The organism is Mycobacterium sp. RTGN6 (assembly GCF_033804605.1).
Classification (GTDB): domain Bacteria; phylum Actinomycetota; class Actinomycetes; order Mycobacteriales; family Mycobacteriaceae; genus Mycobacterium.
Genome location: NZ_JAPZKZ010000004.1, coordinates 114,204 through 134,924, shown reverse-complemented (window position 1 = coordinate 134,924; position 20,721 = coordinate 114,204). Strand labels below are relative to the sequence as shown.

The 20,721-nt window shown below is 67.0% G+C and carries 22 protein-coding genes; 8 read left to right on the top strand and 14 right to left on the bottom strand.

The window, feature by feature from the left end; genetic code table 11:
• Positions 1–23: 23 nt before the first annotated feature.
• The 9 genes from SLQ33_RS11485 to SLQ33_RS11445 all read right to left on the bottom strand — a co-directional run bounded on the left by SLQ33_RS11485 (position 24) and on the right by SLQ33_RS11445 (position 8,494).
• A complete protein-coding gene (locus SLQ33_RS11485; RefSeq protein ID WP_319453966.1) occupies positions 24–1,055 on the bottom strand; it encodes an NUDIX hydrolase in 1,032 nt (343 codons plus the stop codon).
• The gene (locus tag SLQ33_RS11480) at positions 1,055–2,215 is read right to left on the bottom strand and encodes a glycosyltransferase family 4 protein (protein ID WP_319453965.1); all 1,161 of its coding nucleotides are present in this window, start codon (positions 2,213–2,215) and stop codon (positions 1,055–1,057) included. Before SLQ33_RS11480 ends, SLQ33_RS11485 begins: the two co-directional genes overlap by 1 nt.
• A complete protein-coding gene (locus SLQ33_RS11475) occupies positions 2,215–3,198 on the bottom strand; it encodes a phosphatidylinositol mannoside acyltransferase (protein WP_319453964.1) in 984 nt (327 codons plus the stop codon). Before SLQ33_RS11475 ends, SLQ33_RS11480 begins: the two co-directional genes overlap by 1 nt.
• Positions 3,195–3,872 carry a phosphatidylinositol phosphate synthase gene (pgsA, locus tag SLQ33_RS11470; RefSeq protein WP_319453963.1) on the bottom strand — a complete coding sequence of 226 codons (678 nt, stop codon included), beginning with the start codon at positions 3,870–3,872 and terminating at the stop codon, positions 3,195–3,197. The genes SLQ33_RS11475 and pgsA overlap by 4 nt, the downstream gene beginning before the upstream one ends.
• Positions 3,869–4,435, bottom strand: a complete 567-nt coding sequence (locus tag SLQ33_RS11465) for an HIT domain-containing protein (protein ID WP_319453962.1) — start codon at positions 4,433–4,435, stop codon at positions 3,869–3,871. The genes pgsA and SLQ33_RS11465 overlap by 4 nt, the downstream gene beginning before the upstream one ends.
• A complete protein-coding gene (gene thrS / locus SLQ33_RS11460) occupies positions 4,432–6,486 on the bottom strand; it encodes a threonine--tRNA ligase (protein WP_319453961.1) in 2,055 nt (684 codons plus the stop codon). The genes SLQ33_RS11465 and thrS overlap by 4 nt, the downstream gene beginning before the upstream one ends.
• A 64-nt stretch (positions 6,487–6,550) precedes the next feature.
• Complete coding sequence (locus tag SLQ33_RS11455) at positions 6,551–6,964, bottom strand: TIGR02611 family protein (RefSeq protein WP_319453960.1); 414 nt, start codon at positions 6,962–6,964, stop codon at positions 6,551–6,553.
• Positions 6,961–7,584 (bottom strand): PaaI family thioesterase, encoded by a 624-nt coding sequence (locus SLQ33_RS11450; RefSeq protein WP_319453959.1) that lies wholly within the window; start codon positions 7,582–7,584, stop codon positions 6,961–6,963. The genes SLQ33_RS11455 and SLQ33_RS11450 overlap by 4 nt, the downstream gene beginning before the upstream one ends.
• A gap of 37 nt (positions 7,585–7,621) precedes the next feature.
• Complete coding sequence (locus SLQ33_RS11445; RefSeq protein ID WP_319453958.1) at positions 7,622–8,494, bottom strand: aldo/keto reductase; 873 nt, start codon at positions 8,492–8,494, stop codon at positions 7,622–7,624.
• Between the two features lie 37 nt (positions 8,495–8,531).
• On the opposite strand from SLQ33_RS11445, the gene SLQ33_RS11440 reads away from it, so the two are divergent.
• From SLQ33_RS11440 to SLQ33_RS11425, 4 genes are all read left to right on the top strand, one after another.
• Positions 8,532–9,029: a DUF1990 domain-containing protein gene (locus SLQ33_RS11440; protein WP_319453957.1), complete on the top strand. Its 498-nt coding sequence runs from the start codon at positions 8,532–8,534 to the stop codon at positions 9,027–9,029.
• Positions 9,030–9,110: 81 nt separating this feature from the next.
• Positions 9,111–9,569 (top strand): ester cyclase, encoded by a 459-nt coding sequence (locus SLQ33_RS11435; protein ID WP_319453956.1) that lies wholly within the window; start codon positions 9,111–9,113, stop codon positions 9,567–9,569.
• Positions 9,566–10,177 carry a TetR/AcrR family transcriptional regulator gene (locus SLQ33_RS11430; RefSeq protein WP_319453955.1) on the top strand — a complete coding sequence of 204 codons (612 nt, stop codon included), beginning with the start codon at positions 9,566–9,568 and terminating at the stop codon, positions 10,175–10,177. Before SLQ33_RS11435 ends, SLQ33_RS11430 begins: the two co-directional genes overlap by 4 nt.
• The gene (locus SLQ33_RS11425; protein ID WP_319453954.1) at positions 10,174–10,959 is read left to right on the top strand and encodes an MBL fold metallo-hydrolase; all 786 of its coding nucleotides are present in this window, start codon (positions 10,174–10,176) and stop codon (positions 10,957–10,959) included. Before SLQ33_RS11430 ends, SLQ33_RS11425 begins: the two co-directional genes overlap by 4 nt.
• 3 nt (positions 10,960–10,962) lie before the next feature.
• Here SLQ33_RS11425 and SLQ33_RS11420 read toward each other — a convergent pair whose 3' ends face one another.
• From SLQ33_RS11420 to SLQ33_RS11410, 3 genes are all read right to left on the bottom strand, one after another.
• Positions 10,963–12,177, bottom strand: coding sequence for a CaiB/BaiF CoA-transferase family protein (locus tag SLQ33_RS11420; protein ID WP_319454348.1), 1,215 nt, complete (start codon positions 12,175–12,177; stop codon positions 10,963–10,965).
• Between the two features lie 80 nt (positions 12,178–12,257).
• A complete protein-coding gene (locus SLQ33_RS11415; RefSeq protein WP_413467632.1) occupies positions 12,258–13,184 on the bottom strand; it encodes an NAD(P)H-dependent flavin oxidoreductase in 927 nt (308 codons plus the stop codon).
• Positions 13,185–13,231: 47 nt separating this feature from the next.
• Positions 13,232–14,452, bottom strand: coding sequence for an alpha/beta hydrolase (locus SLQ33_RS11410; RefSeq protein ID WP_319453953.1), 1,221 nt, complete (start codon positions 14,450–14,452; stop codon positions 13,232–13,234).
• Positions 14,453–14,655: 203 nt separating this feature from the next.
• Here SLQ33_RS11410 and SLQ33_RS11405 point away from each other — a divergent pair, with 203 nt between their 5' ends.
• Together SLQ33_RS11405 and SLQ33_RS11400 are read left to right on the top strand one after the other, a co-directional pair.
• A complete protein-coding gene (locus SLQ33_RS11405; protein ID WP_319453952.1) occupies positions 14,656–16,095 on the top strand; it encodes a wax ester/triacylglycerol synthase family O-acyltransferase in 1,440 nt (479 codons plus the stop codon).
• Between the two features lie 26 nt (positions 16,096–16,121).
• Positions 16,122–16,772, top strand: a complete 651-nt coding sequence (locus tag SLQ33_RS11400; RefSeq protein ID WP_319453951.1) for a TetR/AcrR family transcriptional regulator — start codon at positions 16,122–16,124, stop codon at positions 16,770–16,772.
• A gap of 10 nt (positions 16,773–16,782) precedes the next feature.
• Here SLQ33_RS11400 and SLQ33_RS11395 read toward each other — a convergent pair whose 3' ends face one another.
• Together SLQ33_RS11395 and SLQ33_RS11390 are read right to left on the bottom strand one after the other, a co-directional pair.
• On the bottom strand, positions 16,783–17,775 hold the full coding sequence (locus SLQ33_RS11395) for a zinc-dependent alcohol dehydrogenase (RefSeq protein WP_319453950.1): 993 nt from the start codon (positions 17,773–17,775) through the stop codon (positions 16,783–16,785).
• A complete protein-coding gene (locus tag SLQ33_RS11390) occupies positions 17,772–18,953 on the bottom strand; it encodes a sulfotransferase (protein ID WP_319453949.1) in 1,182 nt (393 codons plus the stop codon). The genes SLQ33_RS11395 and SLQ33_RS11390 overlap by 4 nt, the downstream gene beginning before the upstream one ends.
• A gap of 71 nt (positions 18,954–19,024) precedes the next feature.
• Here SLQ33_RS11390 and SLQ33_RS11385 point away from each other — a divergent pair, with 71 nt between their 5' ends.
• Both SLQ33_RS11385 and SLQ33_RS11380 read left to right on the top strand, forming a co-directional pair.
• Positions 19,025–20,254 (top strand): alkyl sulfatase dimerization domain-containing protein, encoded by a 1,230-nt coding sequence (locus SLQ33_RS11385; protein ID WP_319453948.1) that lies wholly within the window; start codon positions 19,025–19,027, stop codon positions 20,252–20,254.
• Positions 20,251–20,715 (top strand): VOC family protein, encoded by a 465-nt coding sequence (locus SLQ33_RS11380; protein WP_319453947.1) that lies wholly within the window; start codon positions 20,251–20,253, stop codon positions 20,713–20,715. The genes SLQ33_RS11385 and SLQ33_RS11380 overlap by 4 nt, the downstream gene beginning before the upstream one ends.
• The last annotated feature ends 6 nt before the right edge of the window (positions 20,716–20,721 follow it).

The following is a 20,721-nucleotide window of genomic DNA, read 5'->3' as shown; positions in this document are numbered from 1 at the left end:
ACCAAATCGATTTGATCCGCAGCTCAGCGAATCGCTTGGAGCTCCCTGTCTTGGCGCGCCGTGCGCTGCGACGCGATGGCCACGGCATCCGCGAGCAGTTCGCCCAGTTGCAGCGGGTACACCGTTTCCCCGCTGGCGACCAGCGCGTTGATGGCCGCCTGATCACACCACCGATGCCCGTGGATGTACCGCCGTTCGAGCGCCGTGTGGCCGCTGGTAGACGGCTCGAAGCGGGCCGCCCGGTAGAGGAAGAACAGTTCCTCGCTACGGATCACCGCCCCATTGAAGTCGAACACCGCGTCGCGCCTCCAGACGGGGCCGACGAGGTCCGCGGCGCTGACGCGCAGCCCGGTCTCCTCGGCGAGTTCGCGCACGGCGGCGTCGAGCAGCGCCTCGCCGGGCTGGACGGCGCCGCCGACCGTGAACCACCACCGCGGCGCCCCGCCCGATTCGGCGGCCGGGTCCGAGCCGCAGAACAGCAGCACGCACCCGTCCTCGTCGAGCAGCACGATGCGCGCCGACGTGCGCCTGCTGACGCCTGCAGCGGAATGCTGTGCGGCGACTTCCGCGATCTCGAAGTAGCTGGGCATCGCCGCGGTTCCGCCGAGGTGCAGCCAGCGCACGAGCGGGCGCTCCCGCAGTGCAAGGGTGTCGCGGACGGCGTCGTTGTGGAAGCGCCTGGCCAACAGCACGCGTGCTTCGGCGTCGGCCATCTCGGCCACCAGCGCCAACGGGAGCGATGCGGGATCGACGAGCGCGAGCGCCGCCGACAACTCGTTCTCCGCGCCCTCGCGGGTCGATCTCGGCGCCCGCTCGGCAGCACCTGCAATCGCGGTCAACTGCCTGCCTGCGGGGGTCCGACCATAGGCATCGGTGGCCACGGCCCGCGCGACGACCGCGCGTCGACCGAGGGCACCGTCGAGCGCCTGCCAGGACAAGTCGTACCGCACGTGGAGTCGGTTCAGCCTGCTGGCGGTCTGCAGCGCCCACGCGCCGAGCCCGACGAGCGCCACCAGCAGCAGCCCCAGTGCGATCAGCGCGAGCCAGGTCAGCATCAGCTAACGCCCCGCGTCGGCTCGCGCCCGGCCGTTGACCCGGTCACCTGAACCTTGACCCCAGCCCCAGCCACGGTCTCGTAGACCCGGAGGATCTCGCGGGCCACCACCGACCAGTCGTATCGGCGGACGGCCTTGGCGGCCGCATCGACGTAGCGCGCCCGTGCGACGTCGTCGGACAGCACCTCGATCAGTGCCGACGCCATCGCCGCCGCGTCGTCGACGGGGACCAGCCGTCCCGCGGTCCCGTCCTCGAGGACGCGGCGGAAGGCGTCCAGGTCACTGGCCACCACCGCGGTGCCTGCCGCCATCGCCTCGACGAGCACGATGCCGAAGCTCTCGCCCCCGGTGTTGGGCGCGCAGTACACGTCCGCGCTGCGCATCGCCGACGCCTTCGTCGCGTCGCCCACCGACCCCAGGCAGTTCAGGTGACCGGCGAGGTCGCCGGCCTCCTCGCGAAGTTCGTCCTCGTCGCCGCGGCCGACGACGAGCACTTCGACGTCGGGGAACGCGTCGACCAACGTGGGCAGCGCGCGCAGCAGGACGTCCATGCCCTTGCGCGGCTCGTCGTACCTCCCGAGGAAGAGCACCGACTTGCCCGCCCGCGGGTATCCGTCCAGCTTCGGGGCCGACGCGAAGGCGGCGACGTCCACGCCGTTGGGGATCTGGACGGCATCGGAGCCGAGCGCTTCCATCTGCCAACGGCGGGCCAGGTCGGATACCGCGATGCGGCCGACGATCTTCTCGTGCCAGGGCCGCAGGATGCCCTGAAACATGCTGAGCGTCAACGACTTCGTGGTGGACGTGTGGAACGTCGCGACGATGGGTCCCTCCGCGATCATCAGCGCCAGCATCGACAGGCTGGGGGCATTGGGCTCGTGGATGTGCAGCACGTCGAACTCACCGTCGAGCAGCCACTTCTTGACCTTGCGGTGGGTGGCCGGCCCGAAGCGCAGTCGCGCCACGGACCCGTTGTACGGAATCGGCACGGCCTTGCCGCCGGAGACGACGTAGTCGGGCAGTTCGACGTGCGGCGACGACGGCGCCAACACGCTGACCTGATGGCCGTAGCCGCGCATCACCTCGGCGAGTTGCAGCACGTGCGCCTGCACACCGCCGGGCACGTCGAACGAGTACGGGCACACCATGCCGATGTGCATCAGCCCGTCCCGACGTTGTCCGCGTCGCCCCTGCCGTTGCCCTCCAGCCGGGCCCGCCGCTCGTCGGACAGGTCGGCGAGCCACTGGGGTTGCAGCATGTGCCAGTCGGCGGGGTGGGCGGCGATGTTGGCCCCGAACTGATCGGCCAGCGCCTGCGTGACGACGCCCACGTCACCCGACGACGTGTCCAGCGGCGGGGAGACTGCCGTCACCGAGATGTCCGGCGTGAAGAAGCTGTGCGTCGGCAACAGGGCCGCGCCGGTCGCCAGCGCCAATTTGGCTGGGCCAGAAGGAAATCGGGTCGGCTCGCCGAATAAGTCGACCTGCACGCCCGAACGGGTCAGGTCGCGGTCGGACATCAGGCAGACGATGCCGTTGCCGCGGAGTCGTTCGGCGAGGATCTCGAAGGGCGGTCGCGCCCCGCCCGTCAACGGGATCACCTCGAAGCCGAGGCTCTCGCGGTACTCAAGGAAGCGGTTGTACAGCGATTCGGGCTTGAGCCGCTCGGCCACGGTGGCGAAGGGACCGTACGTGTGGGTCATCCACACCCCGGACATGTCCCAGTTGCCGCTGTGCGGGAGCGCCACGATGGCGCCCTTGCCCCGTTCGAGAGCGGCAGCGACGTGCTCCCCACCCTGAGCGGCGTCCTGCAACTTGCGAGCGAGCACCTGATGATCCATCGACGGCAACCGGAACGCCTCCCGCCAGTATCGGGCGTAGGAGGCCAGCGAAGCACGAATCAGGCTGCCCGGCACCTCGGCAGCAGGAACACCGATGACGCGGGCGAGGTTCTTGCGCAGCTGATCCGGCCCTCCGCCGCGCGCGGCGTAGAGCGCTCCGGCGTCGAAGACGTTGCGCGCCGCGAACTCCGGCATCGCACGGACGACGCGCCAGCCCGTCGCGTAGCCGAGATCGGTGAGTTGGCCGCCGAACGGGAGGTGAAACCCACGGACGCTGGGCAGTCCCGCCGAGGGGGTGCTCACGGTTCGCTCGGTTCTTCGGCGTCGCCGGGGGGCGTCGCATCCGTGTGAAGCGGCTCCATCGCGCCGGGCGACGTGCGCACCGCATGCAGCCGCTGACCAAGCGTGATCAGGCTCGCCACCGCCAACAGCCACATCGCGGCGTGGAGCAACCACGGCACGTGCAGGAACCACACCCCCGACAGTCCCGCTCCGACGAGCACGATGATGAGCCGTTCGGGGCGCTCGATGATGCCACCACCGCCCTCGAGCCCGTTCGCCTCGGCCCTGGCCTTGATGTAGGAGATGACCTGCGAGGTCACCAGGCAGATCAGGGTGGCCACCACCAACGAGTTGCTCTGCGTGCCGAACGCCGCCCACCACAGCAGCCCGCAGAACACCGCGCCGTCGGCGATCCGGTCGCACGTCGCATCCAGCACGCCGCCGAAGCGCGTCGCGTAGCCCCGTTCCCGCGCCATCGCACCGTCGAGCATGTCGGCCAGTACGAACAGAAAGACTGTGAACGCACCCCACCAGAGCTGGCCGATCGGGAACAGCGTCAGCGCCGCAATCACGGTTCCCGCAGTGCCCAGGATCGTCACGCTGTCGGGGGTCAGTCCCAGGCGCAGTGCGACCTTGGCGACGGGGCGACTGAGTTTCGCGTAGGCCGCCCGCGTCAAGAGGTAGAAGTCGCTCACGACAACTTCGCCCATTCCGCGGCCAGCAGCGCACGCGTGTCGCGCAGCAGCTGCGGGATGACCTTGGCACTGCTGATGATCGTGATGAAGTTCGCGTCGCCGCCCCAGCGCGGCACCACGTGCATGTGCAGGTGCTCGGCAAGCGATCCGCCAGCCGAAGTGCCGAGGTTGAGCCCGACGTTGAAGCCATGCGGCCGGGACACGCCCTTCATCACGCGAATCGCCTTCTGCGTGAACGCCATCAGCTCGGCGCTCTCCTCGTCGGTGAGGTCCTCGAGCTCGGCCACCCTGCGGTACGGCACCACCATCAGGTGTCCAGGGTTGTACGGATACAAGTTCAGCACCGCGTAGACGAGTTCGCCGCGCGCCACCACCAGCCCGTCCTCGTCGGACATGTTGGGAATGTCGGTGAACGGTTCGGACGACTTCGCCGAACCGGTCTTGAGCTCGTCGGCGATGTAGGTCATGCGGTGCGGCGTCCACAACCGTTGGAGGTGGTCGGCGTCCCCCGCCCCCTGGTCGGTTATTGTCCGCTCTTCGCGCGAACGCTCGTCGCTACTCACGGCTGAAAGTCCGCCCCGATCAAATCGGCCGTGGGAGCGGCATTCTCGCGCCGCGCAATCCAGTTCGCGATGAGCTCGACCGCGTCGTCGCGCGACACCCCGTTGATCTGAGTGCGGTCGCCGAACCGGAAGCTGACGGCCCCGGCCTCGACGTCGCGGTCCCCCGCGAGCAACATGAACGGCACCTTCTGGTTGGTCTGGTTGACGATCTTCTTCGCCATCCGGTCGTCACTGGAGTCCACCTCGGCGCGAATGCCGCGCGCCTTCAGTTGCGCGGCAACGCCTTCCAGATACTCGACGTGACCGTCCGCGACGGGAATGCCGACCACCTGGACGGGTGCCAGCCATGCCGGGAAGGCGCCCGCGTAGTGCTCGGTGAGGATGCCGAAGAACCGTTCGATCGACCCGAACAGCGCGCGGTGAATCATGACGGGCCGCTGTCTGCTGCCATCGGCGGCGGTGTACTCCAACTCGAACCGCTCCGGGAAGTTGAAGTCCAGCTGGATGGTTGACATCTGCCAGCTGCGGCCCAACGCGTCGCGGGCCTGCACCGAGATCTTCGGGCCGTAGAACGCCGCGCCGCCGGGATCGGGCACCAACTCCAAACCGGACTCCGCGGCCACCTCGGCCAGCGTGTTGGTGGCTTCTTCCCAGATCTCGTCGGAGCCGACGAATTTCTTCGGGTCCTTCGTGGACAGCTCGAGGTAGAAGTCGTCCAGACCGTAGTCGCCCAGCAGCTCGATGATGAAGCGCAGCAGCGACGTCAGTTCATCGCGCATCTGGTCACGGGTGCAGAAGATGTGGGCGTCGTCCATCGTCAGCCCGCGCACCCGAGTCAGCCCGTGCACCACCCCGGACTTCTCGTACCGGTACACGGCGCCGAACTCGAAGGCGCGCAACGGAAGTTCTCGGTACGAGCGGCCCCGTGCGCGGAAGATCAGGCAGTGCATCGGGCAGTTCATCGGCTTGAGGTAGTAGTCCTGGCCGGGCTTGCGCACCGTGCCGTCCTCGTTGAACTCGGCGTCGATGTGCATCGGGGGGAACATGCCGTCGGCGTACCAGTCGAGGTGGCCCGAGGTGTGGAACAGCTGCGCCTTGGTGATGTGCGGGGTGTTGACGAACTCGTAGCCCGCCTCGATGTGCTTGCGGCGCGAATAGTCCTCGAGCTCGCGGCGCACGATGCCACCCTTGGGGTGGAAGACCGGTAGCCCAGAACCGATTTCGTCGGGAAAGCTGAACAGGTCGAGTTCGACGCCGAGCTTGCGGTGGTCGCGGCGCTGCGCTTCCTCCAGGAGCTCCAGGTGAGCGTCGAGCGCCTCCTGCGACTCCCACGCGGTGCCGTATACGCGTTGCAGGCTGGCATTTTCCTGGTCACCGCGCCAGTACGCCGCCGAGCTGCGGGTCAGCTTGAACGCCGGAATGTACTTGGTGGTGGGGATGTGCGGTCCCCGGCACAGATCACCCCAAACCCGTTCGCGGGTACGCGGATTGAGGTTGTCATAGGCCGTCAGCTCGTCCCCGCCGACCTCCATGACGTCGGGGTCGCCGGACTTGTCGTCGACCAGTTCGAGCTTGAACGGCTCGCCTGCGAGCTCTTCGCGCGCCTGATCCTTGGACTCGTACACCCGCCGGTCGAACAGCTGACCGTCCTTGACGATCTGGCGCATCCGCTTCTCGAGTGCGGCGAGGTCTTCGGGGGTGAAGGCGCGCGGCACGTCGAAGTCGTAGTAGAAGCCGTCGGTGATTGGCGGGCCGATGCCAAGCTTCGCCTCGGGGAACAGGTTCTGCACGGCCTGGGCCAGCACGTGGGCAGCCGAGTGCCGGATGACGCTGCGTCCGTCCTCGGTGTCCGCGGCGACCGGTGTGACCTCGACGTCGGTGTCGGGCACCCACGACAGGTCGCGCAGCCGGCCCTCGGCGTCACGCACGACGACGATCGCGTCGGGGGCCCCGCGACTGGGCAGCTCGGCGTCGCGCACGGCCGCACCCGCGGTAGTCCCGGCAGCGACCCTGATCAGGGCTGCTGGGGCAGGGCTGGCGACGGCGCTCATCGGTCGGTCTCCTCATCGTGGGCATGGGCGTTCTGGGACGCGACCATGCTATCGGTGAGGGCGGTCAGGACCCCAGGCCGATGGGACTCTTCAACCAGGGCCACTCGATGCCGAAGAGGCCTGCCGTCCACGACAGCGCACCCAGCAGCCACAGCGTGCCCACTACGACCGCGGCCGTCAGCACGAATCCGAGTGCCTGCACCCACAGGCCCTGGGCCTTGAACCAGTCCATCACCCGGTCGTACCGCCTGCGTGTCCAGGCCAACGCGCGTCGGGCCCATTCGAACTCGGTGGCCAGGATGGCAAGGCCCACGAAGACGATCGCCCAGCCGGGGCCCGGGTACGGAATGGCGAGAATGCCGACGAAGAGCACGGCGAGCCCCACGACTCCGACGACGATGCGATAGGTGAAGTCGACGGCCGGGCGGTCGCGCACCCTGTCGCGCCAGCGGGCCCACGCGCGTTTGCGCTCGTTCACGGCTGGCCCGGCTTCAGCATCACGAACAGCGCCTCTGCCTCGCAGAGCACCGCGTCGCCGTCCAACAGCCGGCCGTCGACGAAGATCTTGCGACCTTCGATGCGCTCGATGCCCGCGTCCACCTGCAGGGTCGTGTCGATCGGCACGATCTGGCGATAGTCGACGTGCAGGTACGCCGTGCGCTGCTTCTTGCTGTCGCTGAGCTTGAACGCGGTGAACCCCAGCAGCGAGTCGAACAGATGCGCCAGCGAGCCGCCGTGCACGGCCCCGTTGCGCCCGAGATGGAAGCGGCGGAACGACGTCGTTCCCCGGATGCGGCCGTCCTCGGTCACGGTCAGGTCGACGGGGATCGACAGGATGCTGCCGCGGTTGGGCAGGTCGAACCGCCGCCCGGACGGCGAATGCCACTCGTCGGCCTCGTAGGGATCGAGCAGGCGGTTGGCGGCCTCGACGAGTTCGGCTGCCTCGCTGACGACGTCGTCGGGTGCATCGGCGCCCCGGGTGAGGTCCTGCAACGTGCGGACGGCTTCGACGAAACGTCCGTAGTCGGGACCACCCCGTCGGGTGGGCACCGGCGGGTTGAACCCTCCGCCGGCATGCTCGTGATGATCGGCTTCCACGGGTCCACCGTATGGGTGACGGGTTCGTGTCCAACGGTCAGCCGGTCGCACCGGCTTTGCTCAACGTCTCGAACTCCTCGTCGGTCAGCACGATCGAGGCGGCGCCGACGTTCTCCTCGAGGTGCGCGACCTTCGACGTCCCGGGGATTGGCAGGACCGCTGGGGACCGCTTCAGCAGCCACGCCAGCGCCAGCTGCGACGGCGTGGCGTGGTGGTCGGCGGCGATGCGCTGCAGCGGCCCGTCGGATGCGGCCAATGGCCCCGCCGCCAGCGGGAACCACGGGATGAACGCGATGCCCTCCTCGGTGGCCTTGTCGAGCAGCGTCTCGGAGGAGCGCACGGTCAGGTTGTACATGTTCTGCACTGACACGATGGTCGCCACCTTCTGAGCGGCGGCCAACTGCTCGACGGTCACCTCGGACAACCCGATGTGCCGGATCTTGCCCTCCTGCTGCAGTGCGACGAGCTCGCCAAGCTGGTCTTCGAGCGGGAACTTGGTGTCAATGCGGTGCAGCTGGAACAGGTCGATGCGATCGACCGCCAGCCTGCGCAGGCTCAGCTCGCATTCCTGACGGAGGTAGGGCGGGAAACCGAGCACCGGCCATTCGTCCGGCCCCGTGCGGACCAGCCCCGCCTTGGTGGCGATGACCACGTCGTCCGGGTAGGGGTGCAACGCCTCTTGGATGAGTTCTTCCGATACGTAGGGCCCGTACGAGTCTGCGGTGTCGATGAAGTTGACGCCGAGCTCGACCGCGCGGCGTAGTACGCGGATGCACTCGTCGTGATCGACGGGCGGGCCCCAGACGCCCTTGCCCGTTAGGCGCATCGCGCCGAACCCCAACCGGTTGACCGTCAGGTCGCCACCGATGGTGAAGGTTCCCGACTCTCGTGCAATGGATTCAGTGGTCACCCGAACGAACGTACTCCGACGGTGCCAAGGTGGGTGGGTGAAACTTGGTGACCTCGCCGCACTCCCGTTGACCTACACCGAAGTTGGCGCCACCGCGGGTCCGTTGCCCGCGGGCTATCACCACGTCCACGAGTCGGCGGTCATCGGGCATGGCCGCGAACGCTTCGACGAAGCCGCCGATGCGGTGATGCGCTGGGACATGCTGCGCGGCGCAGGGGTGCGTGTCGACGCGACGACGGAGGTCGCGGCCGTCGGCTCGGAGGTCATCGTCCGGCTGGGCCCCGTGCGTGCGCCATGCCGGGTCGTGTACGTGCTCGACGAGCCCGACCATCGCGGCTTCGCCTACGGGACGTTGCCTGGCCACGCGGAGATCGGTGAGGAGCTATTCGCGGTGCGTTACGACGCGGGCGACGACGCGGTGTATGCGGAGGTCACCGCGTTCTCGCGTCACGGCACGTGGTGGAGCCGGCTGGCCGGACCAGTAACGGCCCTGGTGCAGCGCATCGTGAGCAAGCGGTACGTGAAGGCGGTCTAGTGCCGTCGCGGGGTTGACCTCCACGGCCCCCGGATACTAACTTGTTGGTCAACAAGCTAGTTACTCTCCGAGAGGTCCACCATGATCGACGACGAACTGCGGCAGCGCCGCCTTGCAGTCATCCGCGAACACATGGACACCGAGGTGACCCACGACTTCGATCGGACGCTCGCCACGTTCAACGGCCATCCCCACTACGAGATCATGGCGACCGGGCAGGTCTTCGACGGCGACGGCGAGGTGATGGACTACTACCGCATCACCAGAACCGCGTTCCCCGACCAGCGGCATGACAACTCTCGCTTCCACGTGACCGACGACGGGGTGATCGTCGAATTCGACCTGCTTGGCACGAATCTCGGCGAGTTCTACGGGCTTCCACCGACGGGCAAGGCGTTCCGCGTGCCGATCATCGCCGTGTTCTTCTTCGAGGGCGACCGCATCGTCAACGAGCGGATCTACTTCGACTCGGCCAGCCTGGTGACCCAGATCGGGCGCGGTGAGCTGCTCGCGCTCGCCGGCGTGCAGAACGCCGAATGACGGAGCCTCGCCGCACGCAGGAGGAACGCCGCGTCGAGGCCGAACAGCGGCTGCTCGCCGCCGCCGCGGAACTGATCGGCGAGCTCGGGCCCTCGGGCGTGACGCTCGCCAACATCGGTGAGCGCGCCGGCTACAGCCGTGGTCTGGCCACCCACCACTTCGGTTCCAAGGGCGCGATGATGCAGCGACTCGTCGACTCGGTCACCGTCGAATTCCGCCGCGAGGTGTTCGCCGAAAGCGTCTCGGACTCCGCCCTCGACGAGGCGATGGGCCTGGTAAGCGCCTACTTTCAGGCGCTGTCACACCCGAAGCCGGCCAGCCGCGCGCGACTGATGCTGTGGGCCGACGCCGTGGCCACTGGCTCGCCCGATGTCCGGCCGTCGATGGTGGCCTCGGACCGCGAGTTCCGTGACGAGCTCGCCAAACGCATCGAGCGGGGTGTCTCATCGGGCGAGATCGCGCGTTCGATCGATCCGGGCGGGCTCGCCGCGGTGGTCGTCGGCATGTTGCGTGGTGTGGCCCTGCAGTCGATGCTCGACGACGAGCTCGACCTCGATGCCTGCCGGGCCGAGGTCGAAGAAGTGCTGAGGAGCCGGGTGCTGCCATGAAGGTTCACCACCTCAACTGCGGCACCATGGACTCCCCCGCTGCCATGGTCTGCCATGTGCTGCTGATCGAAACCGACAACGGGCTGGTGCTCGTCGACTCGGGTTATGGACTGGCCGACTGCGCGGACCACACCCGCATCGGCCCGTTCCGTCACCTGTTCCGGCCCAGGTTCGATCTCGACGAGACCGCTGCCCGACAGGTGGAGCAGCTCGGATTCGGGTGCGACGACGTGCGCCACATCGTGACGACGCACTTCGACATCGACCATATCGGTGGCCTCGCCGACTTCCCCGACGCCCAGATCCACGTCACCGCAGCGGAAGTCGCCGGCGCCGTGACGTCGCCGTCGTTCCGAGAGAAGATTCGCTTCCGGCCCGCGCAGTGGGCGCACGGCCCGAAGCTCGTCGAGCACGATCCGGACGGCGAGGCGTGGCGAGGCTTCGCGGCCGCCAAGGAACTCGACACCATCTCACCGGGCGTCGTGCTGGTTTCGCTGCCCGGACATACCCGTGGGCATGCCTGCGTCGCGGTCGACGCCGGCCATCGTTGGGTGCTGCACTGTGGCGACGCGTTCTACTACGGCGGCACCATCGACCGCCATTCGCCGGTACCCGTCGCCCTCAAGCTCTCCGAGGCGATGAGCGCCTTCGATCGAAAGCGTGTGCGCGACAACCACGCCCGGCTCGCAGAGCTATACGCCCGGCAGGAGCCGGACCTGTTGATCGTCTCGGCACACGACCCGAAGACGCTCGCCGACGCCATCGCCAGCAACGAATCGTGACGCTCAGGCGATCGCGCCAGCGTCCTTGAGCTCCTCGATCCGGTCCCAGTCCAGTCCGATTTCCATCAGCACCAGCTCGGTGTGCTCGGAGGCCTGTGGGGCACGGGTGGTTTCGAGCGCCTCGTGGTTGAACTGGACGGGGCCGCGAACCACCTTGAAGGGCGCTCCCCCGTCGTTCGCCTCGACCTCGACCACCATGTCGTTGGCGAGCGCCTGCTCATCGGAGGCGAGGTCGATCAGACTCTGGAATGGCGCCCACTGCCCCTTCATCGTCTTCAGGTGCTGACGCCAGTAGTCGAACGGCTTGCTGCGAATGGAGTCCGCGATCAGTTCGGCTGCCGCCGCGGCATTCTCGATGAGCGGCATGACGTCGGAGAAGCGCGGGTCGTCGGCCAGCTCGGGCAGACCCAGGTGCTCGAACGCGTCGCGGATGTAGCCGGTGGGGCTGACGATGCAGAGGTTGATGGTGCCGCCGTCGGAGGTCAGGTAGTTGCCGAGGAACGGGTTCACCGTTGGGCCAATGGAATCCGGCATCAACGAGCGCATCGTCTCGCCGGTCTCCATGCCCTGGGTGACGCTGGCGCCTGCCGCCCACCATGCGGTGCTCAACAGCGAAACGTCGAGTTCCACTGCCTCGCCCGTGCGTTCCCGGTGGAACAACGCCGCCGAGATGCCGCCCGCGATGTTCATCCCGCCGATCGAGTCGCCGAACGCCGGAATGCCCTGCGACAGTGCGCCGCCGATCTCCTCGGGCGTGAGCGCGTGCCCGACGCCGCTGCGCGTCCAGAAGGCGGTGCCGTCGAAGCCGCCGGTATCGCGTTCGACACCCTTGTCGCCGTACGCGCTGCCACGGGCGTAGATGATGTTCGGGTTGGCCGCACGGATGTGTTCGATGTCGAACTTGTTCTTCTGGCGCTGCGCGGGCATGTAGTTGGTCAGGAACACGTCGGCGGTCTTGGCGATCTCGTAGAGCACCTCCTGACCGCCGGGCGTGGACACGTCGATTCCGACGCTGCGCTTGCCTCGGTTCGGGTGCTCGATGAGCGGGTGCCGGTTGGGGTCGAGCTGAAATCCGCCCATGTTGATGAAGCCACGCTGGGTGTCGCCGCGCACCGGGTGTTCGATCTTGATGACGTCGGCTCCCCAGTCCGCGAGGATGGCCCCTGCCGCGGGCACGAACGTGAACTGCGCCACCTCGAGGACGCGAACGCCCTCCATCACCTTGATCAACTCAGGTCTCCCAACCTCGCCGTCAGCCCGACCATTACACTTGAAGCTCCTACTGTAATCACAGCGGTTTACTCAGCACAGGAGATGCGCGGTCGCGCAGCATCCAGCGCCGCCGCAATGTCGCCCCATGTCTGGCGCACGATCTCGGCGACCGGCAGCAGGTCGTCGATACGGGAGGACACCTGACCCGTATTCGCCACGCTGGCATCCATGTCACCGTCGAAGTAGAGCTCGGTGATCCGGCCAAGCAGCTGCGCATTCGCGTCGTTGGCGGCCACCCGCTGGGCCATGCCCGTGCGCAGCACCCGCATGGTCGGATTGCCCGGGATGTCCAGCATCACCGTGCCCGCGTCGTCCGCTGCCATGATCGCGTCCTTGAAGTTGGTGTGGACGGCCGACTCCCGACTCGCCAGCATTCGCGTCCCCATCTGCACGCCTTCGGCACCCAACACCACGGCGGCGGCCGCGGACCGGGCGTCGCACATGCCGCCTGCCGCGATGATCGGAAGGTCGATGGACTCGGCGACGAGCGGAAGCAGCACCATCGTCGAGGCACCAAGCAGGGACTTGAAGCCGCCGCCCTCCACGCCTTCGACGACCAGCGCGTCGACGCCGGCGTCGGCCGCCTTCCGTGCGCCCTTCAGCGATCCGACGACGTGCACGACCGTCATGCCCGCGTCGTGCAGTCGCGTAGTGAAAAGGGCCGGATCCCCGGCCGAGGTGAACACGTGTCGGACGCCGGCCGCGGCCAGTACGTCGACGATCGAAGGGTCCTTCTTCCAACCCTGGATCATGAGGTTGGCGGCGACGGGTTTGTCGGTGAGCTGGCGTACCCGCTGCAGATCCGCGCGACCCTCTTCGGTCAGGGTCTCGATCATGCCCAGCCCGCCGGCCTCCGACACCGCTGCGGCCAGGGCCGCGCGGGCGATGTACGTCATCGGGGCTTGGACGACGGGATATTGGACGCCCAGCAGGGCTTGAATGCGGTTGGCCACGATACCCATTGTTGGCACACGCCGATCTTGAGCCGACAGCGGCTCCGTCAGACGGCCGATATCACCTTGCCGCCGAGTCGGTCCTGGTGGATCTGGTGCAGGAAGCGGCCGATCGCTGCCACCACCGGTGCCGTGCGCGCACCGTCGATCAGGTCGAAACCGTGTCCCACGCCCGGCAATTCGATGTAACCCACGGCCGAGTCGGACACCATCCGCAGTCGGCCGACGAACGCGCGCGCCTCCTCGACGGGAATGATGCCGTCGTCGCTCCCATGCACCGCCAGAAAGGGCGGTGCATACGAATGAACGCGTTCCGTCGGCGAGGCCGCGCGGAAGACTTCGGGATGGCGCGTTTGCGAACGCTTCACGACGACCCGTTCGAGGAATCCCATGAAGCGGTCGCGCTCCTTCGTGGAGCGGTCGTGCCAGTCATAGAGGCCGTACACGCTGACCACCGCATCGACCGAGGTGTCGGCGTCCACGGGAAGGTCGGCTTGCCACTGAGGGTCGTTGGCCGTCAGGCCGGCCAAGGTGGCCAAATGCCCGCCTGCCGAACACCCGGCTACGGCGACGAAATTGGGGTCACCGCCGAACTCGTGAACGTTGGCCCGCGCCCACGCGATCGCGGCCTTGACGTCGGTCATCTGACGTGGCCAGCGGTGCCCTGGGCTGGTTCGGTATTGCACCGACAGACAAACCCACCCTCGCCGCACCAGATGAGCCATCAGCGCGTGGCCCTGCAGCTCGCGCCTGCCGAACACCCAGGCCCCGCCGGGCACGAAGACGAGCACCGGGGCCGGCTTCTGGAGTGGGTCCTTGGTTCGCCACACGTCGAGTAGCTGGCTCGGGTGTTCGCCGTAGCGCACCGCTGAGCGGTACACGTAACGCCGCTGCCCGGCCGCCTTCCACACCGGCGCCCGGTCCCGATGCGACGGCCAGGGCTGGGAGAGCAGTTCGGGGGCGACGATGCCGTCCAACGCCTCTGTCAATACGCCCGGTGTCAAGGCCCACCGATCGCGACGCTGCGCTGCACGCTCTGGGCTCCACCGCGGCTGCAGCATGCCTGCGAGCAAACCCGGAATGTAGCCTCGGCCGCCCACTCCGAGCGCCGCGAAGCCGCTGAGCACCTCGAGGTGTCGCCCGACGACCGGCAGCGAAGTCGCCGCGCCGCTCAGCGCAACTACGTAGTCGCCCGGCTTCGCGTCGACCACCCACCGGGAGCAGGAACGCAGTGTGCGGGTCACCTGCGTGGATGCGAATCCGAGCATCGTTGTAGCGTACGGCGCGCCCGCCAGTTAACCGCTGCGAATCGCGGTGCCGAAGTAATTCAGTTCTGTTCGGCCAGAACGGCACTCGGCCGGGCGGATCAGCCGACGTGACGGTTTCGGGGGAACGGCTGCGCGAGCCGCGCCCAACGTGTCGACTGATGTTCAGGGGTGCGGGTGAGCTGGGTGAGGGGAACTGAGTACACATGGAGCAGCTGAGCTGGACCGACGACATGATGCTGCGCGCCGAACGGCCGGAAACCCCGATGCAGATACAAATGCTGCTCATCTACGACCAGTCGACGGCCCCGGACGGCCGGGTCATCTTCAAGCGCATCCTCGAGGAGCTCGACGCACGACTACACCTCGCTCCGACCTTCCGGCGGCGCCTGACCGAGCTGCCTGGCAGCCTGCACATGCCGTATTGGGTCGACGATCCAGACTTCGATCTCGAATACCACGTTCGTCACATCGCCTTGCCTCAACCTGGCGACTGGCGCCAGCTGTGCATCCAGGTCGCGCGCATCCACGGACGCCAACTCGACCTGCGGCGCCCACCGTGGGAGCTGACCGTCATCGAGGGACTCAACGCCGTGCCAGGAGTGCCGAAGGGTTCGTTCGCGATCTCACTCAAGTTGCACCATTGCGTCGTCGACGGAATGGAAAGCGTCGAGATGATGGCGGCCATGCACGACCTCGCCGCCGACGCCCCGCGCCCCGCGCCGCCGGATCGCCCGTGGGACCCGGGTGCCTTGCCGTCGACGTCGAACCTGGTCGCCCGCACCGCAATCAACGTCGCGTTGTATCCACTGCGGGTGGGCAAGGTCGTGATTCCGAACGCCTACAACGCGCTGCGCCACCTGCGCACGCTGCCGGGCGCGCTGTCGGACGGTGTCGCGGCGACACTGGGCCCCGGAAATGGTTCACCGTTCCCGCCGAGCACGCGTTTCAACGGGTCGACGACCCCGCACCGGGTCTTCGAGGCACGGTTTCACGAACTCGCGGACTTCAAGCGCATCAAGGGGTGCGTGCCCGACGCGACGATCAACGACGTGGCGCTGGCATACGTCGGCGGCACGCTTCGCCACTACCTGCAGGGGCACGGTGAACTTCCCGAGGAGAATCTCGTCGCGGCCTGCCCGATGTCGATACGGTCCGACGACGAGCGAGGCGGGGGCGGCAACCGACTCTTCGGCAAGTTGCAACCGCTGGGCACCTCGATCGCCGACCCACTCGAACGGCTAACCGCGATCGTCGAAGAGACCTCCCAGTTCCGAAACGCGGGAGGCGCCGGCAGCGCCCGAGTGATGGATTTGGTGGGCATGGTCCCCACCACGCTGCTCGGGTTGACCGTCAAGGCCGCCAGCGCCATGCCGTTCAGCGGTCCGACGATCGCCAGTACCACGGTGAGCAACGTGCCGGGTCCGACGGAACCTATCTACTTCGCGGGTGCGCGACTTCGATACGTCACCGGTCTGGGCCCACTGATCGGGGGCATGAACCTGTTCCACGTCGTGGTGAGTTACAACGGGACCATCTCGATAGGGGCGACCGCAGACCGCGGCGCGCTCGCCGACCCGGCGCACTACGCCGACTGCATGCAGCTCGCATTCGACGAGCTGCTCAGTGCCGCCAACGACCGGTAGCCAGCGCTTAGACTCATGCGACTGCGATGACTGCCACGAGAAGAAAACCCAACGTCGAGGAGCGTCGGCGCGCGCTGTGCGATGCGGCAATCGAGCTCCTGGCCGAGGATGGCGCACGCAACCTGACTCACCTGAGGGTGGACCGCCGTGCTGGCGTGGCCGATGGAACGACCTCGTTCTACTACCAGACCCGCGCGGCGCTGCTCCGTGCCACGACCGATCGCGTGGTGTCCCAGGACCTCGCCGACTTCACCGCAGCGATGGCGTACGCGACGTCGGCCGACGCCGACAACTCCGAAGTGCTGCTGGCTCAACTCGCGGTGCAGGCGATGCGTACGGGCTTCGAACCCGAAAGGTCTCGCGCGCGGGCCCGATTCGAACTGATGATGATCGCCGCGCGCGACCCCGAACTCGGCTCGGTATTCGACGATCTGATGAAACAGTTCCTCACCATCGGCGAGCAGGCCGTCACTCAAGTGCAACCAGCGGGCGTGCCACTCGATCAACAGTTGATCAAAGAGCAGGCGCTCGCCGTCATCACGTTCCTCGGCGGCTTTCTCTTTCGACTCGCCAACGGTCTGTCCGGTCCGGAGACCGCCGAACAACTCGAGAGCTACCTCTACGCGGTGATCGCAGGCGTGGCCGCCGAGCACGACCGCATCCGCGCCGCCAAATAGGGCGAGTCCGCTATCCGACCATGGACGGCGACACCAGCACCCGCCCGTGCGCCTCTGCAGTCCGGACGAGGTCGAACGCGTCCGCAATCCTGTTGAGCCCCAACGTCGGTCCGATGATCGCCGTCGGATCGATCGTGCCGTCGGCGAAAGCGGTGATCGTCTCGCGGAACTCGTCGGGCCGGTAGCAGACCGAGAATCTGATGGTCAGTTCCTTGAGCAACGCGGTGATGGGTTCGATCGGCATCGGCTTGTCGCAGGCACCGGAGATGACGATGCGGCCCTGCGCACGCAGTGCCGCCTGGCAGGTCTGCAGCAGTTCGGGCCGACCAACGCATTCGATCACCACGTCGTAGTCGCCGGGAGTGGCCTCCACCGCCGACGAAATCACGTCGGTCGCTCCGATCGCGATGGCCGCCTGTCTGCGTTGCGGGTCCGGATCGATGACCGTAATACGCTGCGCCCCTTTGGCCCGCGCCCATGCGGCAGTCGTCAACCCGACGCCGCCCGCTCCGACGATCAGGACCTCGTCGTCGGGGCCGAGCTCGGCGGTGTGGACTCCGTGCAGTCCAACTGCGAAGGGCTCCACCAGGGCGGCGTAGTGGTCGGGGAGACCGCCCGGTAGTGCGAAGGAGTGGCGCGCAGGGACGACGGCGAACTCGGCGAAACCGCCGCGATCGGGACCCATTCCGATGTACCGGGTCTGTCCGCAGTGCGCGACGACCCCGGCCGTGCAGGCTGCACACGCTCCGCACGAAACCACCGGAAGCACGGCGACGTTGGTCCCCACCGTCACGCCCGCGACATCACTGCCGACGGCGACGATCTCACCGCCAAGCTCGTGACCCATGACCATCCCCGCGGGCATGTACGGCTGCGCCTTGATGTCGGATCCGCACACGCCACAGGCAGCGACCCGGATGACCAGTTCGGCTGCGCCAGGTGTCGGATCGGGCACCTCGACGACGTCGAAGCCGTGCTGCTCGTTGGTCACCACGGCTTTCACGCGTCCTCCAGTTCGATGTCGAACGTCGACAAGTAGTCATCGAAGATCGGTTCGAGGTCGGACCGGCTGACACCGGATCCGTCGAGCGAATATGGCTGCGCGCCATGACGATCCTGCGGATGTTGCGCTAGCCAGCCGAGGATCGCCTGTTCGGTCGAGCCGGTCAGCTCGTCACCGGCCCAGTCGTACAGCGAGCGCAGCACGGCCACGGGGTCACGCATCAGCTCGGCGTAGTGCAGGTCGAAGAACCGATCGTCGCCGACACGCCTTCTCGTTTGCAGCGGCCGGTCGACGTGTGCACGGAGCTGACGCAGCACGTTCGGCACGATCTCGGACACGTCCACGTCGGCGCCGAGCACGGCGCGGGACAGGTAGTTGAGGCGCAGGAACGACGCGGTGGACTTGAACGGATCGCGGTGCGCCCACACGATGCGCGCGTCGGGAAACTCGTTCAGCAGCGCCTCGACGTGGACCGCGTGCGACGGCATCTTGAGCGACCAGACGCCCGGTGCGCGCGACTGCAACATCTGGAGTACCAACCGCTCATAGGCGTAAGCACTGGACATGTCGGCTTCGAGCAGCCAGTCGGCATAGGCCGCGGTGGGCATGAACGACTCCCACAGGTAGGCCTTGAAGTCCTGGTTCTGCACGAAGAGGCACTCGGTCGGACCATCGGCCTCATCCCAGTGCACCAGCGGGATGTTCGCCGCCTTGAGTCCCTCGGCCAGTACGTCGAGTTCGGCCTTCTTCTTCAGGCAGCGCGGATCGGAGTAGAGCGTGTCCGGAGTCGAGGGCGGCACCGAGTCTTCGGCTTCCCACGTCAGAAGCGATCGCCGCCGCGGGTCCTGGTCGAGCAGATAACTGGCCAACGACGTGCCGGTGCGCGGAAGACCCAGCACGACAAGCGGACGTTCGACCCGTTCGGCTCGAACTTCGGGGTGGTGCTTGACGTGGTCGACGATGCGCAGCCGGTTCCACATCGCGTCGACGAACTGCCCGTAGAGGTAGGAGCGCCCGCCGTCGTTCACGCCCGGCGCGGACTCCACCGAGTCGACCAGAAGCTCTAGCCCCTCGCGCCATCCGTCCGCACCGAAGTCGTCCAAACTGGCGCGCTCGCACGCTGCGGTCACGAGCTGATCGACGTTGCGCGTGTGTTGACCAACCGATGCCGTCGCCATGGACGCAGAGACTATACGACCATAGAGAACAAATGTTAGGTTGGATCGGAATCCATTTGGGAGGGCTCAACGTGGCGCAATCGCTCGACTCGCTCGTGAAACAGGGCGAAGGCGCCCAGGACGCCGTCGACGTCGGCAACGGCATCTTCATGTCGAAGAACATCGCGAACAGCTACCTGGTGACCTCCCCCGACGGGGACGTCATGATCAATACCGGCACGCACTTCGAGGCCGCCGAGCTCAAGGCGCGCTTCGATCGGGTAGGCAACGGACCATTGCGCGTCGTCACCTTCACCCAGGGACATCCCGACCACGTGGGTGGGTGGGATTGGTTCAACGCCCCTGGAGTCGAGACGATCGCGCAGGCCAACCACGGCGACGTGCGCGAGTACTGGCGCAATCTGCACCCGTTCTACGTCCGACGCATCATGAAGCTGTGGGGCGCCTTCATAGACGTCGAGTCGACGGCCGCAGACCTACCCCCCGAACCGGTGCTGACCTCGTCGTTCATCGACACCCACGCATTCGAGGTGGGCGGGCGCCGATTCGAGTTGTACGCGACCCCTGGCGGCGAGACCACCGATGCACTCGCCGTCTGGATGCCGGAACACCGGACCGCGTTCGTCGGGAACCTGATGGGCCCCTTCTTCGGCCACGTACCGAACCTGTACACGCTGCGCGGCGACAAGATTCGCAGCGCAATGACGTTCATCCACTCGGTCGATCGCGTCATCGCGCTCCGGCCGGAGACCCTCTTCAACGGCCACGAAGTGTTCACCGGCGCCGACGAGATCGAAGCCACCATGACCAAGGTGCGCGATGCCACGAAGTTCCTGCGCGACCGCACCATCGACGGCATGAACTCGGGCAGTGACCTCTGGGCGCTGATGCGAGACGTCACGCTGCCCAAGGAACTCGCGCTCCCCCAGGTGCACGGAAAGGTGCCGTGGATCGTGCGCTCCATCTGGGAGGAGCACGTCGGTTGGTTCCGCTACGAATCGACCACCGAGCTCTACGACGCTCCTCCATCGACGGTGTGGCCGGACCTGATCGAATTAGCCGGTGGTACCGCGGGTTTGATCGAGCGCGCCAAGGCGCACGTCGATGAAGGCCGCCCGCTGCAGGCGCTTCACCTCACCGACATCGTGCTGTCCCAGACGCCAGGCGACGCGGGCGCCTCGGATGTGAAACATGCTGCACTGCAACAACTACTGTCCGCCGCGGGCGGGGAGAATCACAGCGAGGTGCAGTGGCTTCAGCAGGAGCTCAACACCGCCAAGGCCGATGAGGAGCAGCAGTGAAACCCGAGGATCTCTACCACAGCGGGATCATCGTCGACGACTTCGACAACACCCTTGAGTGGTTCACCAAAGTCGCCGGGTACGAATGGACCGACGTGGTCTCGGTCGACCAGGTCGGCGTTACGCCAGACGGCGAAATCACCATCCCGATGCGGATGGCCTATTCGAAATCGGAACCACGACTGGAGGTCATCGAGACCGTCCCTGGCACCATCTGGGAGCCGGCGGACTCGGGTGTCCACCACCTCGGCTACTGGTCCGATGACGTCGAAGCCGACGTCGCGAAGCTCGAGGCCAACGGATACCAGGTGGAGGTCAAGTCCTACATCCCGGACGATTCGGGCAAGTTGCTATGGGCGTACTGCAAGGGCCCCGGCGGCCCGCGCATCGAGCTGGTCGGCCAGGCCATGAAACCGTTCATGGAGTACTGGTTCTCGCTGGTCGACGGCGTACCGCAGTAGAGCCGT